Origin of the sequence: Phreatobacter aquaticus, assembly GCF_005160265.1 — a bacterium.
Lineage (GTDB): Bacteria > Pseudomonadota > Alphaproteobacteria > Rhizobiales > Phreatobacteraceae > Phreatobacter > Phreatobacter aquaticus.
The window spans coordinates 482,987-501,850 of the sequence record NZ_CP039865.1; the positions used below are offsets into that span (position 1 = coordinate 482,987).

Here is an 18,864-nt window from a genome sequence, read left to right on the forward strand (position 1 = left end):
CCGCCCGTCTTGTTCCGTCTCTGTCATGCCCGCCTTGACGGCGGATCTCGTTCTGGGGTCGGACCACTTCAATAGGGGAAGGGCCAGACCCTGAGCTTCTGCTTGGTGATCTGCCACAACCGCGCGAGCCCATGTGGCTCGACGATGAGGAAGAAGATGATGAGCCCGCCGACCACCATGTAGGTCAGATGTTCGGCGAGAGCTCCGGTGAGCGGGATGCCGATCGCCGGCACGCCGAACTTCAGGATGGTCGGCAGGGTCGAGATGAAAAAGGCGCCGAAGAACGAGCCGATCATCGAGCCAAGGCCGCCGATGATCACCATGAACAGCACGAGGAAGCTCTGGTTAACGTTGAAGGCGTCGTTCGCTTCACCGCCGCCATACCAGAGGAACATCATGCAGGCGCCGGCGACGCCGCAATAGAAGGACGACACGGCGAAGGCGAGCAGCTTGGTCGGCAACAGCCTGATGCCCATCAGCTCGGCGGCAATGTCCATGTCGCGCACCGCCATCCACGAGCGGCCGATGCGGCCGTGGACAAGGTTGGATCCGAGCCAGGCGAGGCCGACGACGATGGTCAGCAGGACCAGATAGCGCACTTCGGGCGAGGCCTTCGCCCCGGTGATGATCAAGCCGAACAGGCGCCGCTCCGGCACCTCGATCGCGCCAGAGGCGTTGTAGTTGTAGAGCCAGGGAATGCGGACGAAGCACCATTGCAGGAAGAACTGCGCGGCAAGCGTCGCCACTGCCAGGTAGAAGCCCTTGATCCTCAGGCTCGGGACGCCAAACACCACACCGATGGCCGCCGAGAAGAAGCCAGAGACCAGGATCCAGACGATGATGTTCACATCCGGGAAGATGGTCGTCAGCTTGTAGCAGGCATAGGCGCCGACCCCCATGAAGGCGCCGGTGCCGAGCGAGATCAGCCCGGTATAGCCGGTGAGGATGTTGAGCCCGATGGCCGCCAGCGAGAACACCAGGAACGGCACCATCACCGACTGGATCAGGAAGTCCGACCCGAGCAGCGGCACGGCGAGATAGGCCAATGCCAGGATCACGGCGATGCCGATCCGGTCCTGCAACAGCGGGAACACCGCCATGTCGGCCTTGTAGGTCGTCTTGAACTGGCCGGCTTCGCGATAGAACACGGTCGCCCTCTCCTCAAATCCGCTCGATGATCTTGTCGCCGAACAGGCCCTGCGGCCGGAACATCAGGAAGGTCAGCGCGATCACATAGGCAAACCAGCTCTCGATGCCGTTGCCGAACAACGGCCCCCAGTAGAACTCGCCGATCTTCTCGCCGATGCCGATAATCAGGCCGCCGACAATGGCGCCGGGCACCGAAGTGAAACCGCCGAGAATGAGAACGGGAAGCGCCTTCAGCGCGATCGTCTGCAGGCCGAACGACACGTCCGACCGCGCGCCCCACATGATGCCGGTGATGAGGGCCACGATCCCTGCGGTGAACCAGACGATGATCCAGATCTGGTTCAGCGAGATGCCGACCGACAGGGCCGCCTTGTGGCTGTCGGCCACCGCCCTGAGCGCCCGGCCGATGCGGGTGTACTGGAAGAACAGCGCCAGAGCCGCGATCATCACGATGGCGATGACAGCCGCCGCGATGTCGAGCTTCTGCAGCGAGACGCGCCCGCCCAGCATGTCGATATCGATGACGCCTTTCGGCAATCCGAGTTGATCCGCGATCATCACCTTGGGCGAGCCGCCGAAGATCGTCTCGCCGAAGCCGATCAGGAAGTAGGTGAGCCCGAAGGTGGCCATGAACAGGATGATGTCGGGCTGGTTGACCAGCGGCCGGAGCACGATCCGCTCGACAGCCACCGCCAGCGCGAACATCACGCCGAGCGCCACAGCGACCGCCAGATAGGCGGCGATCATGCCGGTGAAGCCGAAGCTCGCAAACTTCTCGTAGACGCCAACCAGGGTCAGGCCGGCGAAGACCACCATGATCCCCTGCGCGAAGTTGAACACGCCCGAGGCCTTGAAGATCAGCACGAAGCCGAGTGCGATCAGGGCGTAGAGCACACCGCCGACAAAGCCCTCCCACAGTGTCTGCACGAACAGATCCGGCAGATCGACCATGTCGACGAAGGGCTTGATCAGGGCGCCGTGGAGAATGGACCCCGACGGCATCAGTCCGCCCGCATAGGCGCCAGCAACGGCCGCCAGCACGAGCGCGGCAATGCCGCCGCCGATCACGGATGTCGGCAGGGACCGGCCGGACTGGGAGAGCGTTGCATCGGTCATCCCGGCCTCCTCAATGCGCCACGCCGAGATAGGCGTCGATGACCCGCTGGTCGCTCTTCACCTGGTCGGGCGTGCCATCGGCGATCTTGCGGCCATATTCCAGCACGACGACCCGGTCGGAGAGATCCATCACCACGCCCATGTCATGCTCGATCAGCGCGATCGTCGTGCCGTACTGGTTGGAGACATCGAGGATGAAGCGGCACATGTCCTCCTTCTCCTCGAGGTTCATGCCCGCCATCGGCTCGTCGAGCAGCAGGACTTCCGGCTGCATGGCGAGCGCCCGGCCAAGCTCGACCCGCTTCTGCAGGCCATAGGGCAGCTTGCCCACCGGCACCTTGCGGATGTGCTGGATCTCCAGGAAATCGATGATCTCCTCGACGAACTTGCGGTGCTCGATCTCCTCGTCCATCGCGGGACCATGGCGCAGCAGCTGCCAGAACAGGCCCTTGTTCATCTTGAGCGTGCGACCGGCCATGATGTTGTCGAGCGTCGACATGCCCTTGAACAGCGCGACGTTCTGGAACGTCCGCGCAATCCCCCCGGCCGCCGCCTCATAAGGCCGCATCTTCGGGCGCGTCAGGCCCTTGAAGGTGATGCGCCCATCGGTGGGATGATAGAAGCCGTTGATGCAGTTGAGCATCGAAGTCTTGCCGGCGCCGTTCGGCCCGATGATGGCTCGGATCTCGCCGCGCCGGATGTCGAACGACACATCCGTCAGCGCCTTCACGCCGCCGAAGGCCAGCGAGACATTCTCGACTGCCAGGATCACCTCACCGGCTGCGATATCGGTTGGCGACGGCCCCCTCATTCCGCGGCCTCCTTCAAGATGTCAGCCGAGACCGCGTGCGGCTCCAGATCGATGATCGCGACATTGCCCTCGATCATGCCCTTGCGGCCGTCCTCGAAGGTCATCTCGGTGCGGATATGGGCGCGCGTCTCGCCGGCATAGAGCGCGTCGATCAGCGGCTGGTAGCGCTCGGCAATGAAGCTGCGACGCACCTTCTGTGTGCGCGTCAGTTCGCCATCGTCGGCGTCGAGTTCCTTGTGCAGCACGAGGAAGCGCCGGATCTGCGACCTTGCCATCAAGGGCTCGGTGGCGAGCGATGCGTTCACCTCGTCCACATGGGCCTTCAGCATGCGGATCACATCCGGGTGGCCGGCCAGTTCCTGATAGGAGCCATAGGAGACATTGTTGCGCTCGGCCCATGATCCGACAGCGGTCAGGTCGATGTTGAGGAAGCAGGTGACGAAGTCGCGGTCCTGCCCGAAGGCCACGGCCTCCTTGATGTTCGGATAGAATTTCAGCTTGTTCTCGAGATATTTCGGCGCGAACAACGCGCCGGTCTTGAGCTTGCCGACGTCCTTGGCCCGGTCGATGATCTTGAGGTGCCCGGTCTTCGGATCGAAGAAGCCGGCGTCACCCGAGCGCACCCAGCCGTCCGCCGTCTTGGTCTCGGCGGTCTTCTCGGGATCCTTGAAATAGCCCTGGAACACGCCCGGCGAGCGATAGAGCACCTCGCCATTGTCATCGATCTTGATCTCGACGCCGATATTCGGCTTGCCGACCGTATCGGCATGGATCTCGCCGTCGGGCTGAGCCGTGATGTAGACGCTCGCTTCCGTCTGCCCGTAGAGCTGCTTCAGGTTGATGCCCAGCGAGCGGAAGAACTTGAAGATCTCCGGCCCGATCGCCTCGCCAGCCGTGTAGCCGACGCGGATATTGGTCAGGCCGAACCGGTTCTTCAGCGGTCCGTAGACCAGCACGTTGCCCAGCGCATATTGCAGCCGGGCCAGCGGTGGCACCGGCTCGCCGTTGAGGATCTTCTCGCCCCAGAGCTTGGCGACCCCCAGGAAGTAATGGAACATCCGCCGCTTCAGCGGGCTCGCATCCTCCATGCGCACCATGGTCTGGGTCAGCATGGTCTCGTAGACGCGGGGCGGCGCGAAGGCATAGGAGGTGCCGACCTCGCGACGATCCTCGACCACCGTCTCGGCGCTCTCCGGACAATTGACGCAGAAGCCGGACACATAGGACTGGCCGTAGGAGAAGATGTTGTCGCCGACCCAGGCGAGCGGCAGATAGGCGATGACCTCCTCATGCTCGTCGAGACCGTCGAACAGCGAGCCGTTGCGCGCCGAGACGATGATGTTGTCGTTGGACAGCATCACGCCCTTCGGGCGGCCGGTCGTGCCGGACGTGTAGAGCATGATGGCAAGGTCGGTCCCCTTGCCCTTGGCAATGGCCGCATCGAGTGCTGCCACCTTGGCCGGATCCGCCGATGCCGCGCGCCCCATCGCCTGGATATCGGCGAAGGAATGCATGTGGGCATGGTCGTAGTCGCGCAGGCCCCGCGCCTCGTCATAGACGATGTGGGCGAGATCGGGCAGCCGCTCCGCAATCGACAGGATCTTGTCGACCTGTTCCTGATCCTCGACGATCGCCATCGTGGCCTCGGCGTGGTTCAACACATAGGCCATCTCGTCGGCGACTGAATCCGAATAGACCGGCACCGGGACGCCGCCCCAGGACTGGATCGCCGCCATCGACCAGTAGAGCCGCGGGCGATTGGCGCCGATGATCGCGACCTTGGCGCCGCGCGTCAGGCCGAGCTCACCGAGCCCCAGCGCGAAGGCGCGCACTTCCTCGGCGACCTCTGCCCAGGTCCATGCGTGCCAGATGCCGAGATCCTTGTGCCGCATGGCCGGACGCGCGGCGAAGCGCACGGCATTGCGGGCAAGCAGTTTCGGAAACGTATCATCGACGCCTGTGACGGCGTTGTCGTCGGCGTGGTTGGCCACGGCCGGCGTCCTCCCTGTTCGTCCTGCCGGCTCGATCGAAACCGCGCCGCATTCCCCTGTGCGACCCGGTTTGCCCAGGTTCGCTGCGGCTATCGTGCCGCATTCGGCCTCGTCGAGGCTCGCGGCGGAGTGTTCATCGCGAAGGCATCGAAATCAAGGGGACGAACGGACGAGACGGCCTAGTTCCAAGGTCGCATGACGGGCACACAGTGGTTCGAGGCCGATTTCCTTCAAGAACCGGCCCGCCCGCATGCTATGCAGGGACCATGGACGGGCCGATCTCACAAGCGCAGGCGCTCGAGCAGACACTCGATCAGATGCCGCTAGCAGCCGGCGAAACGGCGCGCTTCTTCGCGGCTGGCCGGTTTGACGGGCTGGAGTGCCTGCGGGCAACCTTCGTTTCCCACGCCTACACACCGCACACCCACGACACCTATGTGATCGGCAACATCGATGCCGGCTGCGAGGCCTGGAACACGCGAGGGCGGCGCCACTATGCCGGCCCGGGCGACCTCGTCTTCAACCATCCGCTCGATGTCCATGACGGCGAGCCGCTGGACCGCCGCGGCTATTCCTACCGCATGACCTATCCCTCCCTCGACTTCGTCCGCCTGGTTGCCGGCGCGGTCTCCGGCCGCATCGTCGACGAGACACCGTTCTTCCCAGAGCCGGTCGTTCATGATCCCGAGGGCTCCCGCCTGTTCGCCGCAGCCCATGCGGCGATCGAAGCCAATGTCGACGGCCTGGCCGGCGAGGAACTGCTCCTGCGCGCCTATGGCCGCGCGCTTGTGCTTCACGCCCGCATCGATCCGATCCCGTTCGGCCGCGAAGCAGGCCCGGTCGCGCGCGTCCGTGCCCTGATCGACGAGCACTTCGCCGAGGATCTGCGTCTCGACCGGCTGGCCGCCCATGCCGGGCTCTCCACCCACCACCTGATTCGTGCCTTCCGCCGCGAGATCGGGCTGACGCCCCATGCCTATGTGGTCGACGTCCGCGTCAGGCGGGCGCAGGACAGGCTGCGGCGCGGCGAGGCTCCGGCAGCCGTTGCCGGCGAGGTCGGCTTTGCCGATCAGGCGCATCTCTCCCGCGCCTTCAAGGCCCGCATCGGCGTGGCTCCCGGCGCCTATCGGCGCGCCATGGTGGCCTGAGATCGGCTGGGATGCCGATTTCGTTCAAGCGCCGCGCCTTGAGCTCTGCGATACCGGCGCCATGACCTCGTCTCCCCCCTCCCCCGCTGCCGAGTTTCGCGAGGGCATCGTCGAACTCGCGCCCGCGATGATCGCCGCCGCCCCGATCGCGCTGCTCTATGGCGCCATCGCCACCACCAAGGGCCTGTCGCCGCTGGAGGTGGCGCTGTCCTCGGCACTGATCTTCGCCGGAGGGGCGCAGCTTGCCGCTATCGAACTGTGGACCCAGCCCGTGCCGATCGCGGCGCTGGTCCTCTCCACCTTCCTGATCAATGCGCGCTACATCCTGATGAGCGCGTCACTGGCCCCGAAGGTCGCCCATCTGCCCCTCGCCGGCCGCCTTCTCGGCTTCCATGTGCTCGCCGACGAGAACTGGGCGCTCGCCGAACGCCGCGCCGCGTTGAAGCCCATCAGTGCGGCCTACTTCTTCGGCATGGGCGCGGTGTTCTGGGCCAACTGGATCATTGCCAGCTATCTCGGCACAGTGCTGGGGCCGCTGCTCGGGGATCCCCGCCGCTTTGGCGCCGACTTCGCCTTCACCGCAATCTTCATCGGCCTGGTCGCGGGCTTCGTCACCGAGGCGCGCGCGGCCCTGGTGGTCGTGGTCAGCGCGGGCGTCGCGACGCTCGCCTTCCTCGCCTTTGGCTCGCCCTGGCATGTGCTGGCCGGCGCGCTGGCCGGCATGGCCATCGCCTTCCTGACCCATCGCGACGAGGCGACCGCATGAGCCTCGATCCGATCACGCTCGCCGCCATCCTCGGCATGGCCCTGGTGACCTATGGATGCCGGCTCGCCGGCATCCTGCTGGCCGGGCGCTTCCAGCCGAGGGGCCGGACCAAGGCCGCCTTCGACGCCATTCCGCCGGCCGTCCTCACTGCCGTCATCGCGCCGACCCTGCTCGCCACGGGATGGCCGGAGACGGTTGCGGGAGCCATCACCATCGCTGCCGCCATGCGACTGCCGCTGCTTGGCACCATCGGCATCGGTGTCGCCTCGGTCGTGATCCTCAGGGCGCTTGCCGGCGGCTGATCGCGGCGGGAATGGACCGTTCACGAGCCGCCTCCGCCACCCAGCCGAGGATCTGGTCGTGCAGGGCGCGGTCCTTGTCGATGTTCAGATGGTTGAGGCGGCGGTTGTCGCGCAGGTCCTCGTTGGAGAACCGCCCGGTGAAGCCGGGCGAGACGCGCAGCGGCACCGCCCAGCCATTGTTCGACTGGAACAGGTTGACCAGCCGGCGGGTGCCGCCTGTCACCTCCAGCCGCGACACCGGATCGAAGGCCACGACGAGGGCCAGGGGTGGCAGGCCTTCTCGGCCGACCTGGTTGGCGATGCGCACGGCCGCATCGGCGCCAAGGGAATGGCCGATGACCACGATCCGCTCGTTCGGATCGATCCGCAGCCGCTGCACGATCTCGGCCTGCAAGCCCTGCCAGTTGGCGACCCCGAAGGTGCGGGCCTGATAGCCCCGATGCCTGAGCTTGCTGCCAAGGCTGTCGATGCCGAACGAGAAGACATCGAACAGGCCGCGCATCAGGTAGACCCGGACCGGGGCCATGGCGACGGGCGCGCGCGCCTGCTGGACGGACCGCGAGACGCTGCGCGCGGGGCCTGTCGACATCTCGACGGCAGCGGCGCCGTTGATGGCGCCGAAGCCGGTCACGACAGCAAGGCAGATGGCGGCGATGCGGGCCATGCACGAGTCCTCAGGTCAGGGTGCGACCTGTCTGAACCCTGGCCACTGAACGCGGGATGAACCCTAGGCGCGCCGCCCGAGGCCCAGCGCGATCGCAAGCCCCGATACAACCACCAGCACGCCGCCGGTGATGCTGAACAGGTCCGGCCATTCGCCGAAGGCGACGATCCCGACGACCAGGGCAAAGGCCGTCTTGGTGTAGTTGAACGGCCCCGCATCGGCGACGCTTGCCAGCCTGAACGCCAGGATCACCGCGGCCTGGCCCCAGGCGAGCAGCAGCCCGGCAATGGCCAGCATGCCGATCTGGGTCGCGGTCATCGGCACGAGGCCGCGCACCAGCGCGAAGGTGCCAGCCGCGATCATCACCACCGCAACCGTCGACAGGGTCACCGCGCTCGACGAGACGGTCGCAGGCATCTGGCGCGCCGTGAGATCGCGGAAGGCGAAGAGAATCGCCGTGATGATGGCAAGCCCGATCGCCGGATCGAACCCGCCGGAGAACGGCTTGGCGATCAGGACGACGCCAAGGAAGCCGAGCACCACCAGCAGCCATTGCACCGGCGCGATCTTCTCCTTGAGGAAGATCGCCGCCGCCGGCAGCAGCACCAGCGGCACCGATTGCGAGATCGCCGTGGCATCGCCGATGGGGATCCGCGCGAAGGCCATGATCAGGCAGACGATGGCGAGCGTCTCGGCCAGCGACCGCACCGTGACCAACGGATGCATCAGACCGGCAAAGGCACCGGCGGGCCGCGCGATGGCGAGATAGGCCAGCACACCCAGCGTCGCGAAGACCCCGCGCACGCCCATGATCTGCGCCACCGGCAGGTCGCTCGCCACCGCCTTCACGAAGGCGTCGTTGATCGAGAACAGCGCCATGGCGAGCGTCATCGACGCCATGCCGAGGCGGGCCTGGCGCCGGGCGGGATCGCTCACGCGACGCCTGCGCGCAACAGATCGTGGACGTGCAGGATGCCGACGGGGCGGCCATCCTCGACCGCGAAGAGCGTGGTGATCTTGGTGCGGTTGACGAGGTCCAGCGCCTCGCTCGCCAGCTGCTCGGGCCGCGCGGTCTTGGGCGCCCGGGTCATCACATCCTCGACGGCCATGGCCAGCAGATCGGAGGTCATGTGGCGGCGGAGGTCGCCGTCGGTGACGATGCCGGCGAGCCGTCCCTCGGCATCCACCACGCCGCAGCAGCCGAAGCCCTTGGCCGACATCTCGAGGATCACGCTGGCCATCGGCGTGCCCACCGGCTGCAGCGGCATGGCGGCATCCTTGTGCATGACATCACGCACCTGGGCGAGCAGCGCGCCGAGCTTGCCGCCGGGATGGAAGGTACGGAAGTCGGCGGCTGTGAAGCCGCGCTCCTCGAGCAGCGCCACCGCCAGCGCATCGCCGATGGCGAGCTGCATCAGCGTGGAGGTGGTCGGCGCCAGGCCGTTGGGGCAGGCCTCCTCGGCCTTCGGCAGGTCGAGCACCACGTCGGCAGCCTTGCCGAGGGCTGAGTCGGCAGCCGAGGTGATCGCCACCAGACCGACGCCGAAGCGCCGCGAGAAGGCGACGAGATCGCGCAGTTCGGCCGTCTCGCCCGACCAGGACAGCGCCAGGATCGCGTCTTCGGGGGTAACCATGCCGAGGTCGCCGTGGCTGGCTTCGCCCGGATGGACGAAGAAGGCCGGCGTGCCGGTGGAAGCCAGCGTTGCCGCGATCTTGCGCCCGACATGGCCGGACTTGCCCATGCCGGTGACGATGACACGGCCCTTGGCCTGGGCGAGCAGGCGCACGGCCGCGACGAAGGCGGGCCCAAGCCCATTGGCCAGCGCTGCCTGCAGCGCCACGAGGCCCGCGGTCTCGACAGCGAGCGTGTTCAGGGCCGAGCCGAGGATCGGATGGGGATCGGTGGGAATGGCAGTGGGTCCGGGCTGGTGGGGATGGGCGCCGCTCTACCACGCCCGCGCAGCCCTGTCGCGTCCGGGCAGCCATCCGCAGGGCTGCGGGCTGGCCCGATCCGGAGCCGTCGTGGAACAGGAGAGAGGCCTCTGTCCGACACGAAACCCCAGGCCGCGTATGGGTTTCGAAGACCGACTGTCGGTCCGGACGGAAGCATATCGGCAAAAAATGGAATGCCTAAGCCGGTCCGGAACGACCACATCATGATGCGAGACCAATACGCCATTCCCATGGCAAGGGTACTCGCCCACGCCGCACTCGCCACCGGCGCGCGCTTCACCTCTCCCCGTGGGGGAGAGGTCGGCGCCTGAAAGGCGACGGGTGAGGGGGCGAGCTGTCACGGCTGAGAGCACGAGACCCCTCACCCGCCCTCGGCTTCGCCTCGGTCGACCTCTCCCCCACGGGGAGAGGTGAAGGTTTGCGCCGGCTCCAACCATCGCGCTTCGATCCAGCGAGACCCGTGCCGCATTCCCGGCCCCATCAACACAACATTAACCACGGCTCTTTACTTCTTGTTGAGGAAGTCTGCCGGGAAGGGTCTTCGTTGGGTCGCGCCGTCTCCCGCCTCACGGCTGTGAGCACTCTCGCGCTCGTCCTCGTCTGGGCGGGCCCGACGGCGCACGCCCAGTTCCAGCGGCAGAACCAGCCCGCGCCCGGCGCGCAGCCCGCCGACGACAACCGCCGCGACCAGGGCTGGCAGGGCCTCGGTCCAATCGAGCGCTCGGAGCAACCGGGCCAGCCGCAGAACGATGCCGAGGCCGCTGGCCTCAGGGGCACCGGCGAGGCGCCGGCCACCGAACCCAATGCCTCGCGCACGGTCGGCGCCCAGCGCGACCGCCTGCGCGCTCAGTCGCGGCGCGCGCCCTGGCAGGAACAGCCCCGGCAAGCGGCACCGCTCACCCCCAATGCCGGTGTCGCAGCCCCCGCCGCTGTGACGCCGCCGGCCCGCCAGCTGTCCTCGCGGCCGGCTCCGATGGCCAACCGCCGCACTGGCCGCCTGCCCCGCCCGACAGGCGCTGCGCCCGCCTCGACGACCCAGCGCCTCGCCACACCGGCGAGCCGGGCGCCGCGCACGGGGGCACAGCTTTCAATCTCCCGCGAGGACCAGCGCGCCCTGCAGGCGGGCACGCGCGGCATTGCCACGCCCAACCAGCCGCCACGCCCGGCCGACGTGCCGATCGTCACCGACCGCGTGCAGCCCATCAACGGCCGCGTGCTCCCCAATGCCAATCCGCTCGGCCGCAACACGGTCATCGACCCGCGCACCGGCGAGGTCATTTCCTATGACCGCCGGCCGCAGCCGGAGACCGACGCCTTCACGCCCATCGGGCTCAGGCTCGGCTCCTTCGTGGTCACGCCGGTGCTCGACAGCGTGCTCGGCTATGATTCCAATTCGAGGCGCGTCAGCACGGCGATCCAGGGCTCGGCCTATAACCAGACCTATGGCGAGGTCAGTGCCAAGTCCGACTGGTCGCGCCACGAACTGACCGCCCGCATCCGCGGCACCTACTCGGCCTATTTCTCGACGCCGGATGTCAACCGCCCGGAACTCGCCATGGTCGCCAATGGCCGGATCGACGTGACCCGCGACACGCGCATCGAGACCGAGGCTCGCTACAATCTGACGGCCCAGTCGCCCGGCTCGTCCAACCTGCCCTCCGCCGCGGGCACATCGCTCAGCGGGCTGCCGCTGGTGCGCCAATATGGCGGCACGGTCGGCGTGGTGCAGGACATCAACCGCCTGCAGCTGACACTGCGCGGCACCCTCGACCGCTACACCTATGACGATGCCGTCACCCAGAACGGCACGGTGATCCAGCAGGGCGAGCGCAATTACAACGCCTATGGCGGCCGCCTCCGAGCCTCCTATGAACTGACCCCCGGCATGCGCCCCTTTGTCGAGGCGGGCGTCGAGCGCCGGGTGTTCGACACACTGCTCGCCACCTCCGGCTATCTCCAGGGCTCGACGGCGCAGACCTTCCGCGTCGGCTCCACCTTCGAGCTGACACGGCTCGTCACCGGCGAGATCTCGGCCGGCTATCTGGTGCGCCGCGACGTCGATCCGACGCTCCGCGAAATCCGCATGCCGGTCTTCGATGCCGCGCTGACCTGGACGCCGACCGGCCTGACCACCGTGCGCTTCGTGGCGAAATCCACCGTCGACGAGAGCTTCACCACCGGCGCCGCCGGCATCCAGCGGCGCGATGTCTCGGTGGAGCTGGAACATGCGTTCCGGCGCTGGCTGATCGGCACGGCCAAGCTCGCCTATGGCAATGATCTCTATGCCGGCACGACCCGGCAGGACCAGCGGCTCGTTGCATCGCTGGGCGTCGTCTACAAGGCCAACCGCATGCTGCAGATCCGCGGCGAGGTCCGGCGCGAGCAGCTGTTCTCCAACACGTCGGGCTCGGGCTACAGCGCCAATGTCTTCCTGCTCGGCCTGCGCCTGATGCGTTGACGGCGGCGGCGACCTCGGTCAGCCTCGCAAACACGCTTTCAGGGAGACCGTCATGCTGGCTTTGCGCCCCAATTGCGAATGCTGCGACCGCGACCTGCCGCCGGAGAGCCGGGACGCGATGATCTGCACGTTCGAGTGCACGTTCTGCCGGGATTGCGCCGAGACGCGTTTCGAAGGTGCGTGCCCGAACTGCGGCGGCGAACTGGTGCGCCGGCCGATCCGCCCGGCGGCCAAGCTTGAGCGCTTCCCGGCCTCGACCGAGCGCAAGGTGAAGACCCACGCCGCCTGCGCGGGGTGAGGCCCTCCGCTGCCGGTAGGGCGCGAGCCTCTCTCACCGCCGGGCTCGATCTTCCTACCCGACACCGACGGCAGCCCCCGGCAAGCGAAGCGAGGGAAGGGGGGCCAGGAGCCACGGGCCCGGGCCTTACCATCTACCATCCATCGCCGGGTCTATAGCCTATGGCAGGATTCGCCTCTTGGCCCCTGGATCCCCTTCCCTCCCTCGGCTTCGCCTCGGTCGCCGGGGATGACGATCGTGGCGGCGGGAAGGTTGTGCGGTCAGGGTTGGGGCCGATCCTTTAGGAGCAGACCACCCCGTCGCCTCACCGGATGATGCTGGGCGTCGCGGGTGTCATAGGGTTCAACGGACCGACACGCGCCATTGTCGGCCCCGGCCCGATCAGTGCGCCGAGCACCGACAGGACCGCGATCAGCACGATCAGCGCCTGGCAGATCCGCTTCATGTTGGCCGGCATCGTGATCATCTCGATCACGTAGAACAGGATGATGCAGGCGACCGCGAGCTGGGCCGCATAGATGATCAGGGGGATGACGGCCAAGGGGTTCTCCGGAACGTTGCGAGGCGCGCGCGTGACATCACAGCGCGCGCCCGGCTTAACGTCCGAAGCGGCGGAGGGTTCCGCCCGCTTCAGCCCTTTGCGAAACTCAGCCCTTGGCGAACCTTAGCCCTTGGCAATCTTGGCGAGTTCGGCGGCCAGCGCCGCCGAGAGATCCGGCCGGCGCATCGCATAGGCGATATTGGCGGTGAGGAAGCCGATCTTGGTGCCGGTATCGTGGATCTCGCCGTTGAAGGTGAAGCCGAAGAATTGCTGGCGCTCCTTCAGCTTCAGCATGCCGTCGGTCAGCTGGATCTCGCCGCCGGCGCCACGCTCCTGCGTCTCGAGGATCTTGAAGATCTCCGGCTGCAGGATGTAGCGCCCGGAAATCGCGATGTTCGACGGCGCCGTGCCCTTCGGCGGCTTCTCCACCATCTCGCCGATCTCGTAGGCCCCGCCGGCGGCGGCCTTGCCCTTGCCGATGATGCCGTATTGATGGGTCTCGCTGTCGGGCACCTCATAGCCGGCAATGTAATTGCCGCCGGTCGAATTATACGCCTCGATCATCTCGCCGATGCAGCCCTTGGCGCCGGCCTTGGCGAGATGCAGCATGTCGGGCAGCAGCAGGGCGAAGGGCTCGTCGCCGATGATGTCGCGCGCGCACCACACCGCATGACCGAGGCCTAGCGGCTCCTGCTGGCGGGTGAAGGAGGTCGCGCCCGCATCGGGAAGGTCGCGCTTCAGCTCGTCGAGCATGGCGGTCTTGCCGCGCAGCGCCAGCGTGGAGTCGAGTTCGTAGGACTTGTCGAAATGATCCTCGATCACCTGCTTGTTGCGGCCGGTGACGAAGACGAAATGCTCGATCCCCGCCTCGCGGGCCTCGTCCACCACATGCTGGATCACCGGACGGTCAACCACCGTCAGCATTTCCTTCGGAATGGCCTTGGTGGCGGGAAGGAAACGCGTGCCGAGACCGGCAACTGGGAAGACGGCCTTGCGAATACGACGGACCATGGAAGACGAACCTCACCAGGAAGGAGCGAATATGTTGCGTTTCTTACGGCATCAATTCTGAACGCTCGGTGAGCGTTTCCGTTTCACCGCTGGATTGCCGCAGGGGCTGCGGCCGGCGGGTCGGGGCGGAAGGCGTTGAACACCATGTCGGGAGCCGATGTGTTGTGGCGCGAAGGCACGAGGCGCCCGGCCCAGAGATCGGTCGCCTCCGCCCGCTTGAACCCCATGACCGGCTCCTCGCGCCAGCCGGCCGCATCCTTCTCACGCACGGCGATGCGGGCGACATCGGCATTGAACTCGGTGACATACATCGAGCGCAACGCCGCGAAGGGGCCAGTGGTGATCGGCCGTGCGAAGGTGACATCGAGGCCGAGCAATTCCTGATTGAGCGTGGATAGGCGCACCGTCGCCGAATTGCCGTCGGGATAGGTGAGCGTGAAGGTCTTGGTCTCGGGATCGAAGGCGATCTGGCTGATCTTGACGATGGGACGGCCCTCGACCACCACCGGGCCGATCAGGAAGGACGAGCCATAGGCCGTCCAGCGCAGGTTGGATGGCGGCAGCGGCCGGGCGCGCCAATAGCCGTCCTGCGGATAGACGACGAGCACCTCCTCGGCGCGGTCCTGGAAGCGGTACCAGATCTGGATCAGGTGGAGATTGCGCTCGGTGCGCTCGCCCACTTTCACCACAGTATCCGACGAGCGCCAGAAGCCCTGTTCGCGATAGCCGATGACCTGCCACTCCACCGTCTCGTAGAGCGTGATGCGCTGCGGCATGGGCTGGGCCAGTGCCTCGGCCTTCATCGGGCAGGCCGTCCAGTCGGGCGCGAAACGGTCGATGGAGAGCGCGCCGATATAGGCGGGGTGAGCCGCCTCGATGCGGAACGCGCGGACGGCGCCATTCGCCATGTTCAGCGTGATGTTGTCCTTCTCCGCGCAGAGCACCGGCTCGGAGGCATTGGTGATCTGGACCGGCAGGCCGTCGAGCGATGCCGCGCCGACAGCCGTTGTCCACAGCACGGCGGCGAGGGTGGCGAACAGGCGCATGGTCTCAGGCCTTTTGCAGGAACGCGTAGACATCGCCGGAATTGGCGTCGTGCGGCAGAGCCATCAGATGGTCGGCCATCTCGGTCGCCGATACCAGCCGACCGAAGGTCAGGGTTTGGCTCTCACCGAGCGCCACATCGAAGCCATAGGTCCCGAGCGCCGCCAGGCGATCGAGACAGGCCAGCGCCACGTCGCGCTGGATGGTGGTGAACTCGAAGGACAAGGCCGGCAGCGCCTGCGACAGCCCCGCAAGCACATCGGCCTCGAAGCCCTCGACATCGATCTTCACGAAGGCCGGCCGGCCGTGATCGGCGATGAGGCGATCAAGGGTGAGGCAGGGCACGACGATCTCGCGGTCCCAGACCTGTTCGCGCCATCCGTCGGCATCGGCGGCCGAGGCGACGAAATCGGCGGAAGCCGTGGTCACGGTGGGATTGGCACTGTTGACCCTGAGCGTGACCGAGCCCTCTGCGGGGCCGCAGGCGGCCTCGATCAGCGTCACGCCATCATCGTCCGCGAAGATCTGCCGGATCACGCCGGCCGGTCCGGGCTGCGGCTCCAGCGCCACCACTCTTGCACCCAGTCTGCGGAAGCTCGCGACCCGGTCGCCGACATGGCTGCCGATATCGAAGGCGAGGTCGCCGGGCTTGAGGATCGTGCCATAGAGCCGGTCCATCGCGGCATTCTTGGCGCCGTCGCCATGATAGGTCACGACCGAGCGGGCAACCGCCACCATCTCGGCAATCCGCTGCTCGGTGGTCATGGCCTCAGGCTCCTGTCCGTGCAGCGGCGATCTCGTCCGGCGTCTCGAACTCTTCCGGAATGCCGCAGAGCCGGTTGCGCACGAACATCTGCCCGAGCTTCGGCGAGGCGGTGATGACCGCGAACGGGATCGCCACGAGGAAGCCGAGCGTCAGCGGCAGCGACCACCAGGCCGCCGCCGGTGCGCCGAGCCACAACAGGCCGACCACCGCGAAGCCGAAGGCCATCTGCGGCCAGAACGCCGCCCAGGCCTCGTCCCAGGTGAGCGCCATGGCGTCGCGCTGCTGGCCGCCCCAGGTCACCGACTTGCCGAAGGCGAGACCCACCATGAACACGGTGATGCGGAACGAGGTGAGCGCGCCGACGAGGAACGAGAAAAAGAGCTCGATGGCTGCGGCGAGCAGGAATTTCGCCCGCCCGCCATAGCGCGCGGCGGCGCCCTCCGTGATCAGGATATCGGTGAAGCCCGCGATCTTCGGCATCAGATACATGGCGAAGAAGGCGAGATAGGTGGCAATGCCGAGGCCGACGGGGAAGGTCGCCCGCGTCGGCTCGTGCCAGACGAGGAACGGCGACAGCGCGATCATCAGCGTCCAGGCGGGCACGCCGACAAACATCAGGATCGCCCAGATCAGCTGGAACCGGCTCATGGGGAAGAGCTCGGGCTGATCCAGGAGCTTCACATATTGCATGTTGCCCTGGCACCAGCGGACGTCACGGCGCGAGAATTCCAGGATGGTCGGCGGGTTCTCCTCCCAGGAGCCGCCCTCCTCGGGCAGCACGCGCACCTCGTAGCCTGCGCGGCGCATGAAGGTCGCTTCCACCTGGTCATGCGACAGCACATGCCCACCGAAGGGCGGCGGGCCTTCGAGCAGCGGCAGCGCGCAATGGTCGACGAAGGGCTTGATGCGCACCAGCGCATTGTGGCCCCAGAACGGGCCGCACTCGCCGACCCACCAGGCCTGCCCCATCGTGTAGGAGCGCATGCCCTGGCGCATGCCGAACTGGAACATGCGGGCAAAGGCCGAGTTCGACGGCATGCCGACGACCAGGCTCTGCAGGATGCCGATCTTTGGATAGGCCTGCATCATGCGCACATGCCGGACGATGGTCCGGCCCGCCATCAGGCTGTCGGCATCGAGCGGCAGCATCAGCTCGTAGCGCGAGCCCCAGCGGTCGCAGAACTCGCGGACATTGCCGGCCTTGAAGCCCGCATTGTCGGTGCGCCGGCGATAGACCACACGGCCAGGCCCCGCCTCGTTGGAGAAGGCCTCGGCGAGGTTCTCCTCCTCGATCGCGACATCCGCATCATTGGTGTCGGAGAGGATGAAATAGTCGAAGCGGTCGCCCTGGCCAGTCGCATCCAGGCTCTGCTTCATCACCTTGAGGCGATGCAGCGCGCGTGCCGGATCCTCGTTGCGCAGCGTCATGAACACGGCGGTGCGGATGGTGATCGGCGTGTCCGTCTCGCCGGCTTCGGCGAAGGGCGCCACCTGCTTGAACCCGTCATCGACGCCGTGCAGCAACCAGAGACCGATCAGCGCGTTCCAGAAGCCCAGCACCGTCCAGGGCGTGGCGACCGCAAAGGCGGTCGCCAGCACCATATCGACGAGCGTCCAGCCGCCGGCCGACAGGATCGACCAGGCGGCATAATTGAGCAGGAACCAGGTGGCGACATTGAGCACCACGACGATGATCCGCCGGTTGCGCAACTCCGCCATGGACTGGAGACCCGCCGGCGTCGTAGAGCCTTGGCCCGACGCCCAGTCGGCGCCGGCTGCGGGTCCCTTGGTCTCGACCGGGGTCTGATCGTTCATCGAGAAGCCTCCGTCGCCCTCTCGGGGCGGCGTACAGGAGAAATGACATGGCCCTGGCCGCCCGCGCGCTCTGGTACGCATCGCGCCGCCACGTGGAGCTGCGAGACGAACTCTTGAGCGAGCGCACCGGATCCGAGGCGCTGATATCCATGCTCTATAGCGGTGTCAGCCGCGGGACGGAACGCCTCGTATTCGACGGACTTGTCGCAGCACCGGAGCGCGACCGCATGCGCTGCCCGCTCCAGGCCGGCGAATTCCCCTTCCCCGTGAAGTACGGCTATTGCGCCGTCGGCACGGTCGAGGCCGGCCCCGAGGCCATGGTCGGCAAAACCGTGTTCACCCTCGCCCCCCATCAGGATCGTCAGATCGTGCCAACCGACCGCCTGTCGGTCGTGGCTATACCGGACGGCATTCCGGCGAAACGCGCCATTCTCGCCGCCAATATGGAAACCGCCCTCAACGCGGTCTGGGATTCCGGCGCAGGGCCCGGCGACCGCATCGTGGTGGTCGGCGGCGGCGTGCTGGGCCTGCTCGTCACCTTCATCGTCTCCCAGATCCCCGGCACCGATGTCACGCTGGTCGATCTCGATCAGAGCCGGAAGACCTATGCCGACCTGTTCGGCGTGCGCTTCCAGAAGCCGCTCGACGGCCCCGGCGATGTCGATGTCGCCTTCCACGCCTCCGCGACCTCGGCGGGTCTCGCCTGCGCGCTCGCCTGCTGCGGCGACGAGGCGACCGTGGTCGAGCTGTCGTGGTTCGGCGACCAGGACCCCTCCGTGCCGCTCGGCGCCGGCTTCCATGCCAAGCGCCTGAAGCTCATCTCCTCGCAGGTCGGCATGGTCGCCACATCCAGGCGGCCCCGCTGGTCGTATCAGCGCAGGCTGGAGAAGGCCGTGGCGCTGCTCGCCGACGACCGCCTCGACCAACTGATCACCGAGGAGGTCGCTTTCGCCGACCTTCCCGCAGCCCTGCCGCGTATTCTCGCTCCCGGTGCGCCGGGCCTGATGACCGCCATCAGCTACTGAAAGGCT

At 66.9% G+C, this 18,864-nt stretch carries 18 protein-coding genes; 6 read left to right on the forward strand and 12 right to left on the reverse strand.

Annotation, left to right across the window (positions count from 1 at the left end):
* Nucleotides 1-68 precede the first annotated feature (68 nt).
* The 4 genes from E8L99_RS02135 to E8L99_RS02150 form a co-directional block, all read right to left on the reverse strand.
* On the reverse strand, nucleotides 69-1,148 hold the full coding sequence (locus tag E8L99_RS02135) for a branched-chain amino acid ABC transporter permease (protein ID WP_137098001.1): 1,080 nt from the start codon (nucleotides 1,146-1,148) through the stop codon (nucleotides 69-71).
* Between the two features lie 13 nt (nucleotides 1,149-1,161).
* Nucleotides 1,162-2,151, reverse strand: a complete 990-nt coding sequence (locus E8L99_RS02140; RefSeq protein WP_210421807.1) for a branched-chain amino acid ABC transporter permease — start codon at nucleotides 2,149-2,151, stop codon at nucleotides 1,162-1,164.
* A gap of 124 nt (nucleotides 2,152-2,275) precedes the next feature.
* Nucleotides 2,276-3,076: an ABC transporter ATP-binding protein gene (locus E8L99_RS02145; RefSeq protein WP_137098002.1), complete on the reverse strand. Its 801-nt coding sequence runs from the start codon at nucleotides 3,074-3,076 to the stop codon at nucleotides 2,276-2,278.
* Entirely contained in the window at nucleotides 3,073-5,067 is a 1,995-nt protein-coding gene (locus E8L99_RS02150; protein WP_256371372.1) for an AMP-dependent synthetase/ligase, read from the reverse strand. The genes E8L99_RS02145 and E8L99_RS02150 overlap by 4 nt, the downstream gene beginning before the upstream one ends.
* Before the next feature lie 266 nt (nucleotides 5,068-5,333).
* Here E8L99_RS02150 and E8L99_RS02155 point away from each other — a divergent pair, with 266 nt between their 5' ends.
* From E8L99_RS02155 to E8L99_RS02165, 3 genes are all read left to right on the forward strand, one after another.
* On the forward strand, nucleotides 5,334-6,215 hold the full coding sequence (locus tag E8L99_RS02155) for an AraC family transcriptional regulator (protein WP_137098003.1): 882 nt from the start codon (nucleotides 5,334-5,336) through the stop codon (nucleotides 6,213-6,215).
* A 61-nt stretch (nucleotides 6,216-6,276) separates the two neighbouring features.
* Complete coding sequence (locus tag E8L99_RS02160) at nucleotides 6,277-6,981, forward strand: AzlC family ABC transporter permease (RefSeq protein WP_137098004.1); 705 nt, start codon at nucleotides 6,277-6,279, stop codon at nucleotides 6,979-6,981.
* Nucleotides 6,978-7,283: an AzlD family protein gene (locus tag E8L99_RS02165; protein ID WP_137098005.1), complete on the forward strand. Its 306-nt coding sequence runs from the start codon at nucleotides 6,978-6,980 to the stop codon at nucleotides 7,281-7,283. Before E8L99_RS02160 ends, E8L99_RS02165 begins: the two co-directional genes overlap by 4 nt.
* Here the strand turns inward: E8L99_RS02165 and E8L99_RS02170 are convergent.
* The 3 genes from E8L99_RS02170 to E8L99_RS02180 form a co-directional block, all read right to left on the reverse strand.
* Nucleotides 7,261-7,947 (reverse strand): hypothetical protein, encoded by a 687-nt coding sequence (locus tag E8L99_RS02170; protein WP_137098006.1) that lies wholly within the window; start codon nucleotides 7,945-7,947, stop codon nucleotides 7,261-7,263. The genes E8L99_RS02165 and E8L99_RS02170 overlap by 23 nt on opposite strands.
* 63 nt (nucleotides 7,948-8,010) lie before the next feature.
* Nucleotides 8,011-8,883, reverse strand: coding sequence for a DMT family transporter (locus E8L99_RS02175; RefSeq protein ID WP_137098007.1), 873 nt, complete (start codon nucleotides 8,881-8,883; stop codon nucleotides 8,011-8,013).
* Nucleotides 8,880-9,857 carry a KpsF/GutQ family sugar-phosphate isomerase gene (locus tag E8L99_RS02180; protein WP_137098008.1) on the reverse strand — a complete coding sequence of 326 codons (978 nt, stop codon included), beginning with the start codon at nucleotides 9,855-9,857 and terminating at the stop codon, nucleotides 8,880-8,882. Before E8L99_RS02180 ends, E8L99_RS02175 begins: the two co-directional genes overlap by 4 nt.
* A 617-nt stretch (nucleotides 9,858-10,474) precedes the next feature.
* Here E8L99_RS02180 and E8L99_RS02185 point away from each other — a divergent pair.
* Both E8L99_RS02185 and E8L99_RS02190 read left to right on the forward strand, forming a co-directional pair.
* Nucleotides 10,475-12,358 carry an outer membrane beta-barrel protein gene (locus tag E8L99_RS02185; RefSeq protein ID WP_137098009.1) on the forward strand — a complete coding sequence of 628 codons (1,884 nt, stop codon included), beginning with the start codon at nucleotides 10,475-10,477 and terminating at the stop codon, nucleotides 12,356-12,358.
* Between the two features lie 52 nt (nucleotides 12,359-12,410).
* Nucleotides 12,411-12,656 (forward strand): DUF1272 domain-containing protein, encoded by a 246-nt coding sequence (locus E8L99_RS02190; protein WP_137098010.1) that lies wholly within the window; start codon nucleotides 12,411-12,413, stop codon nucleotides 12,654-12,656.
* A gap of 304 nt (nucleotides 12,657-12,960) precedes the next feature.
* Here the strand turns inward: E8L99_RS02190 and E8L99_RS02195 are convergent, their stop codons facing one another.
* The 5 genes from E8L99_RS02195 to mdoH form a co-directional block, all read right to left on the reverse strand.
* Nucleotides 12,961-13,197: a hypothetical protein gene (locus tag E8L99_RS02195; protein WP_137098011.1), complete on the reverse strand. Its 237-nt coding sequence runs from the start codon at nucleotides 13,195-13,197 to the stop codon at nucleotides 12,961-12,963.
* Nucleotides 13,198-13,320: 123 nt separating this feature from the next.
* Nucleotides 13,321-14,208: a UTP--glucose-1-phosphate uridylyltransferase gene (locus E8L99_RS02200; protein WP_137098012.1), complete on the reverse strand. Its 888-nt coding sequence runs from the start codon at nucleotides 14,206-14,208 to the stop codon at nucleotides 13,321-13,323.
* Between the two features lie 83 nt (nucleotides 14,209-14,291).
* On the reverse strand, nucleotides 14,292-15,254 hold the full coding sequence (locus tag E8L99_RS02205) for a hypothetical protein (RefSeq protein ID WP_137098013.1): 963 nt from the start codon (nucleotides 15,252-15,254) through the stop codon (nucleotides 14,292-14,294).
* Between the two features lie 4 nt (nucleotides 15,255-15,258).
* A complete protein-coding gene (locus E8L99_RS02210; protein ID WP_137098014.1) occupies nucleotides 15,259-16,017 on the reverse strand; it encodes an FkbM family methyltransferase in 759 nt (252 codons plus the stop codon).
* Nucleotides 16,018-16,021: 4 nt separating this feature from the next.
* On the reverse strand, nucleotides 16,022-17,833 hold the full coding sequence (gene mdoH, locus E8L99_RS02215; RefSeq protein ID WP_137098015.1) for a glucans biosynthesis glucosyltransferase MdoH: 1,812 nt from the start codon (nucleotides 17,831-17,833) through the stop codon (nucleotides 16,022-16,024).
* A gap of 47 nt (nucleotides 17,834-17,880) precedes the next feature.
* Between mdoH and E8L99_RS02220 the strand changes: the two genes are divergently transcribed.
* Nucleotides 17,881-18,858, forward strand: coding sequence for a zinc-dependent alcohol dehydrogenase (locus E8L99_RS02220; RefSeq protein WP_168201525.1), 978 nt, complete (start codon nucleotides 17,881-17,883; stop codon nucleotides 18,856-18,858).
* Nucleotides 18,859-18,864: the final 6 nt, after the last annotated feature.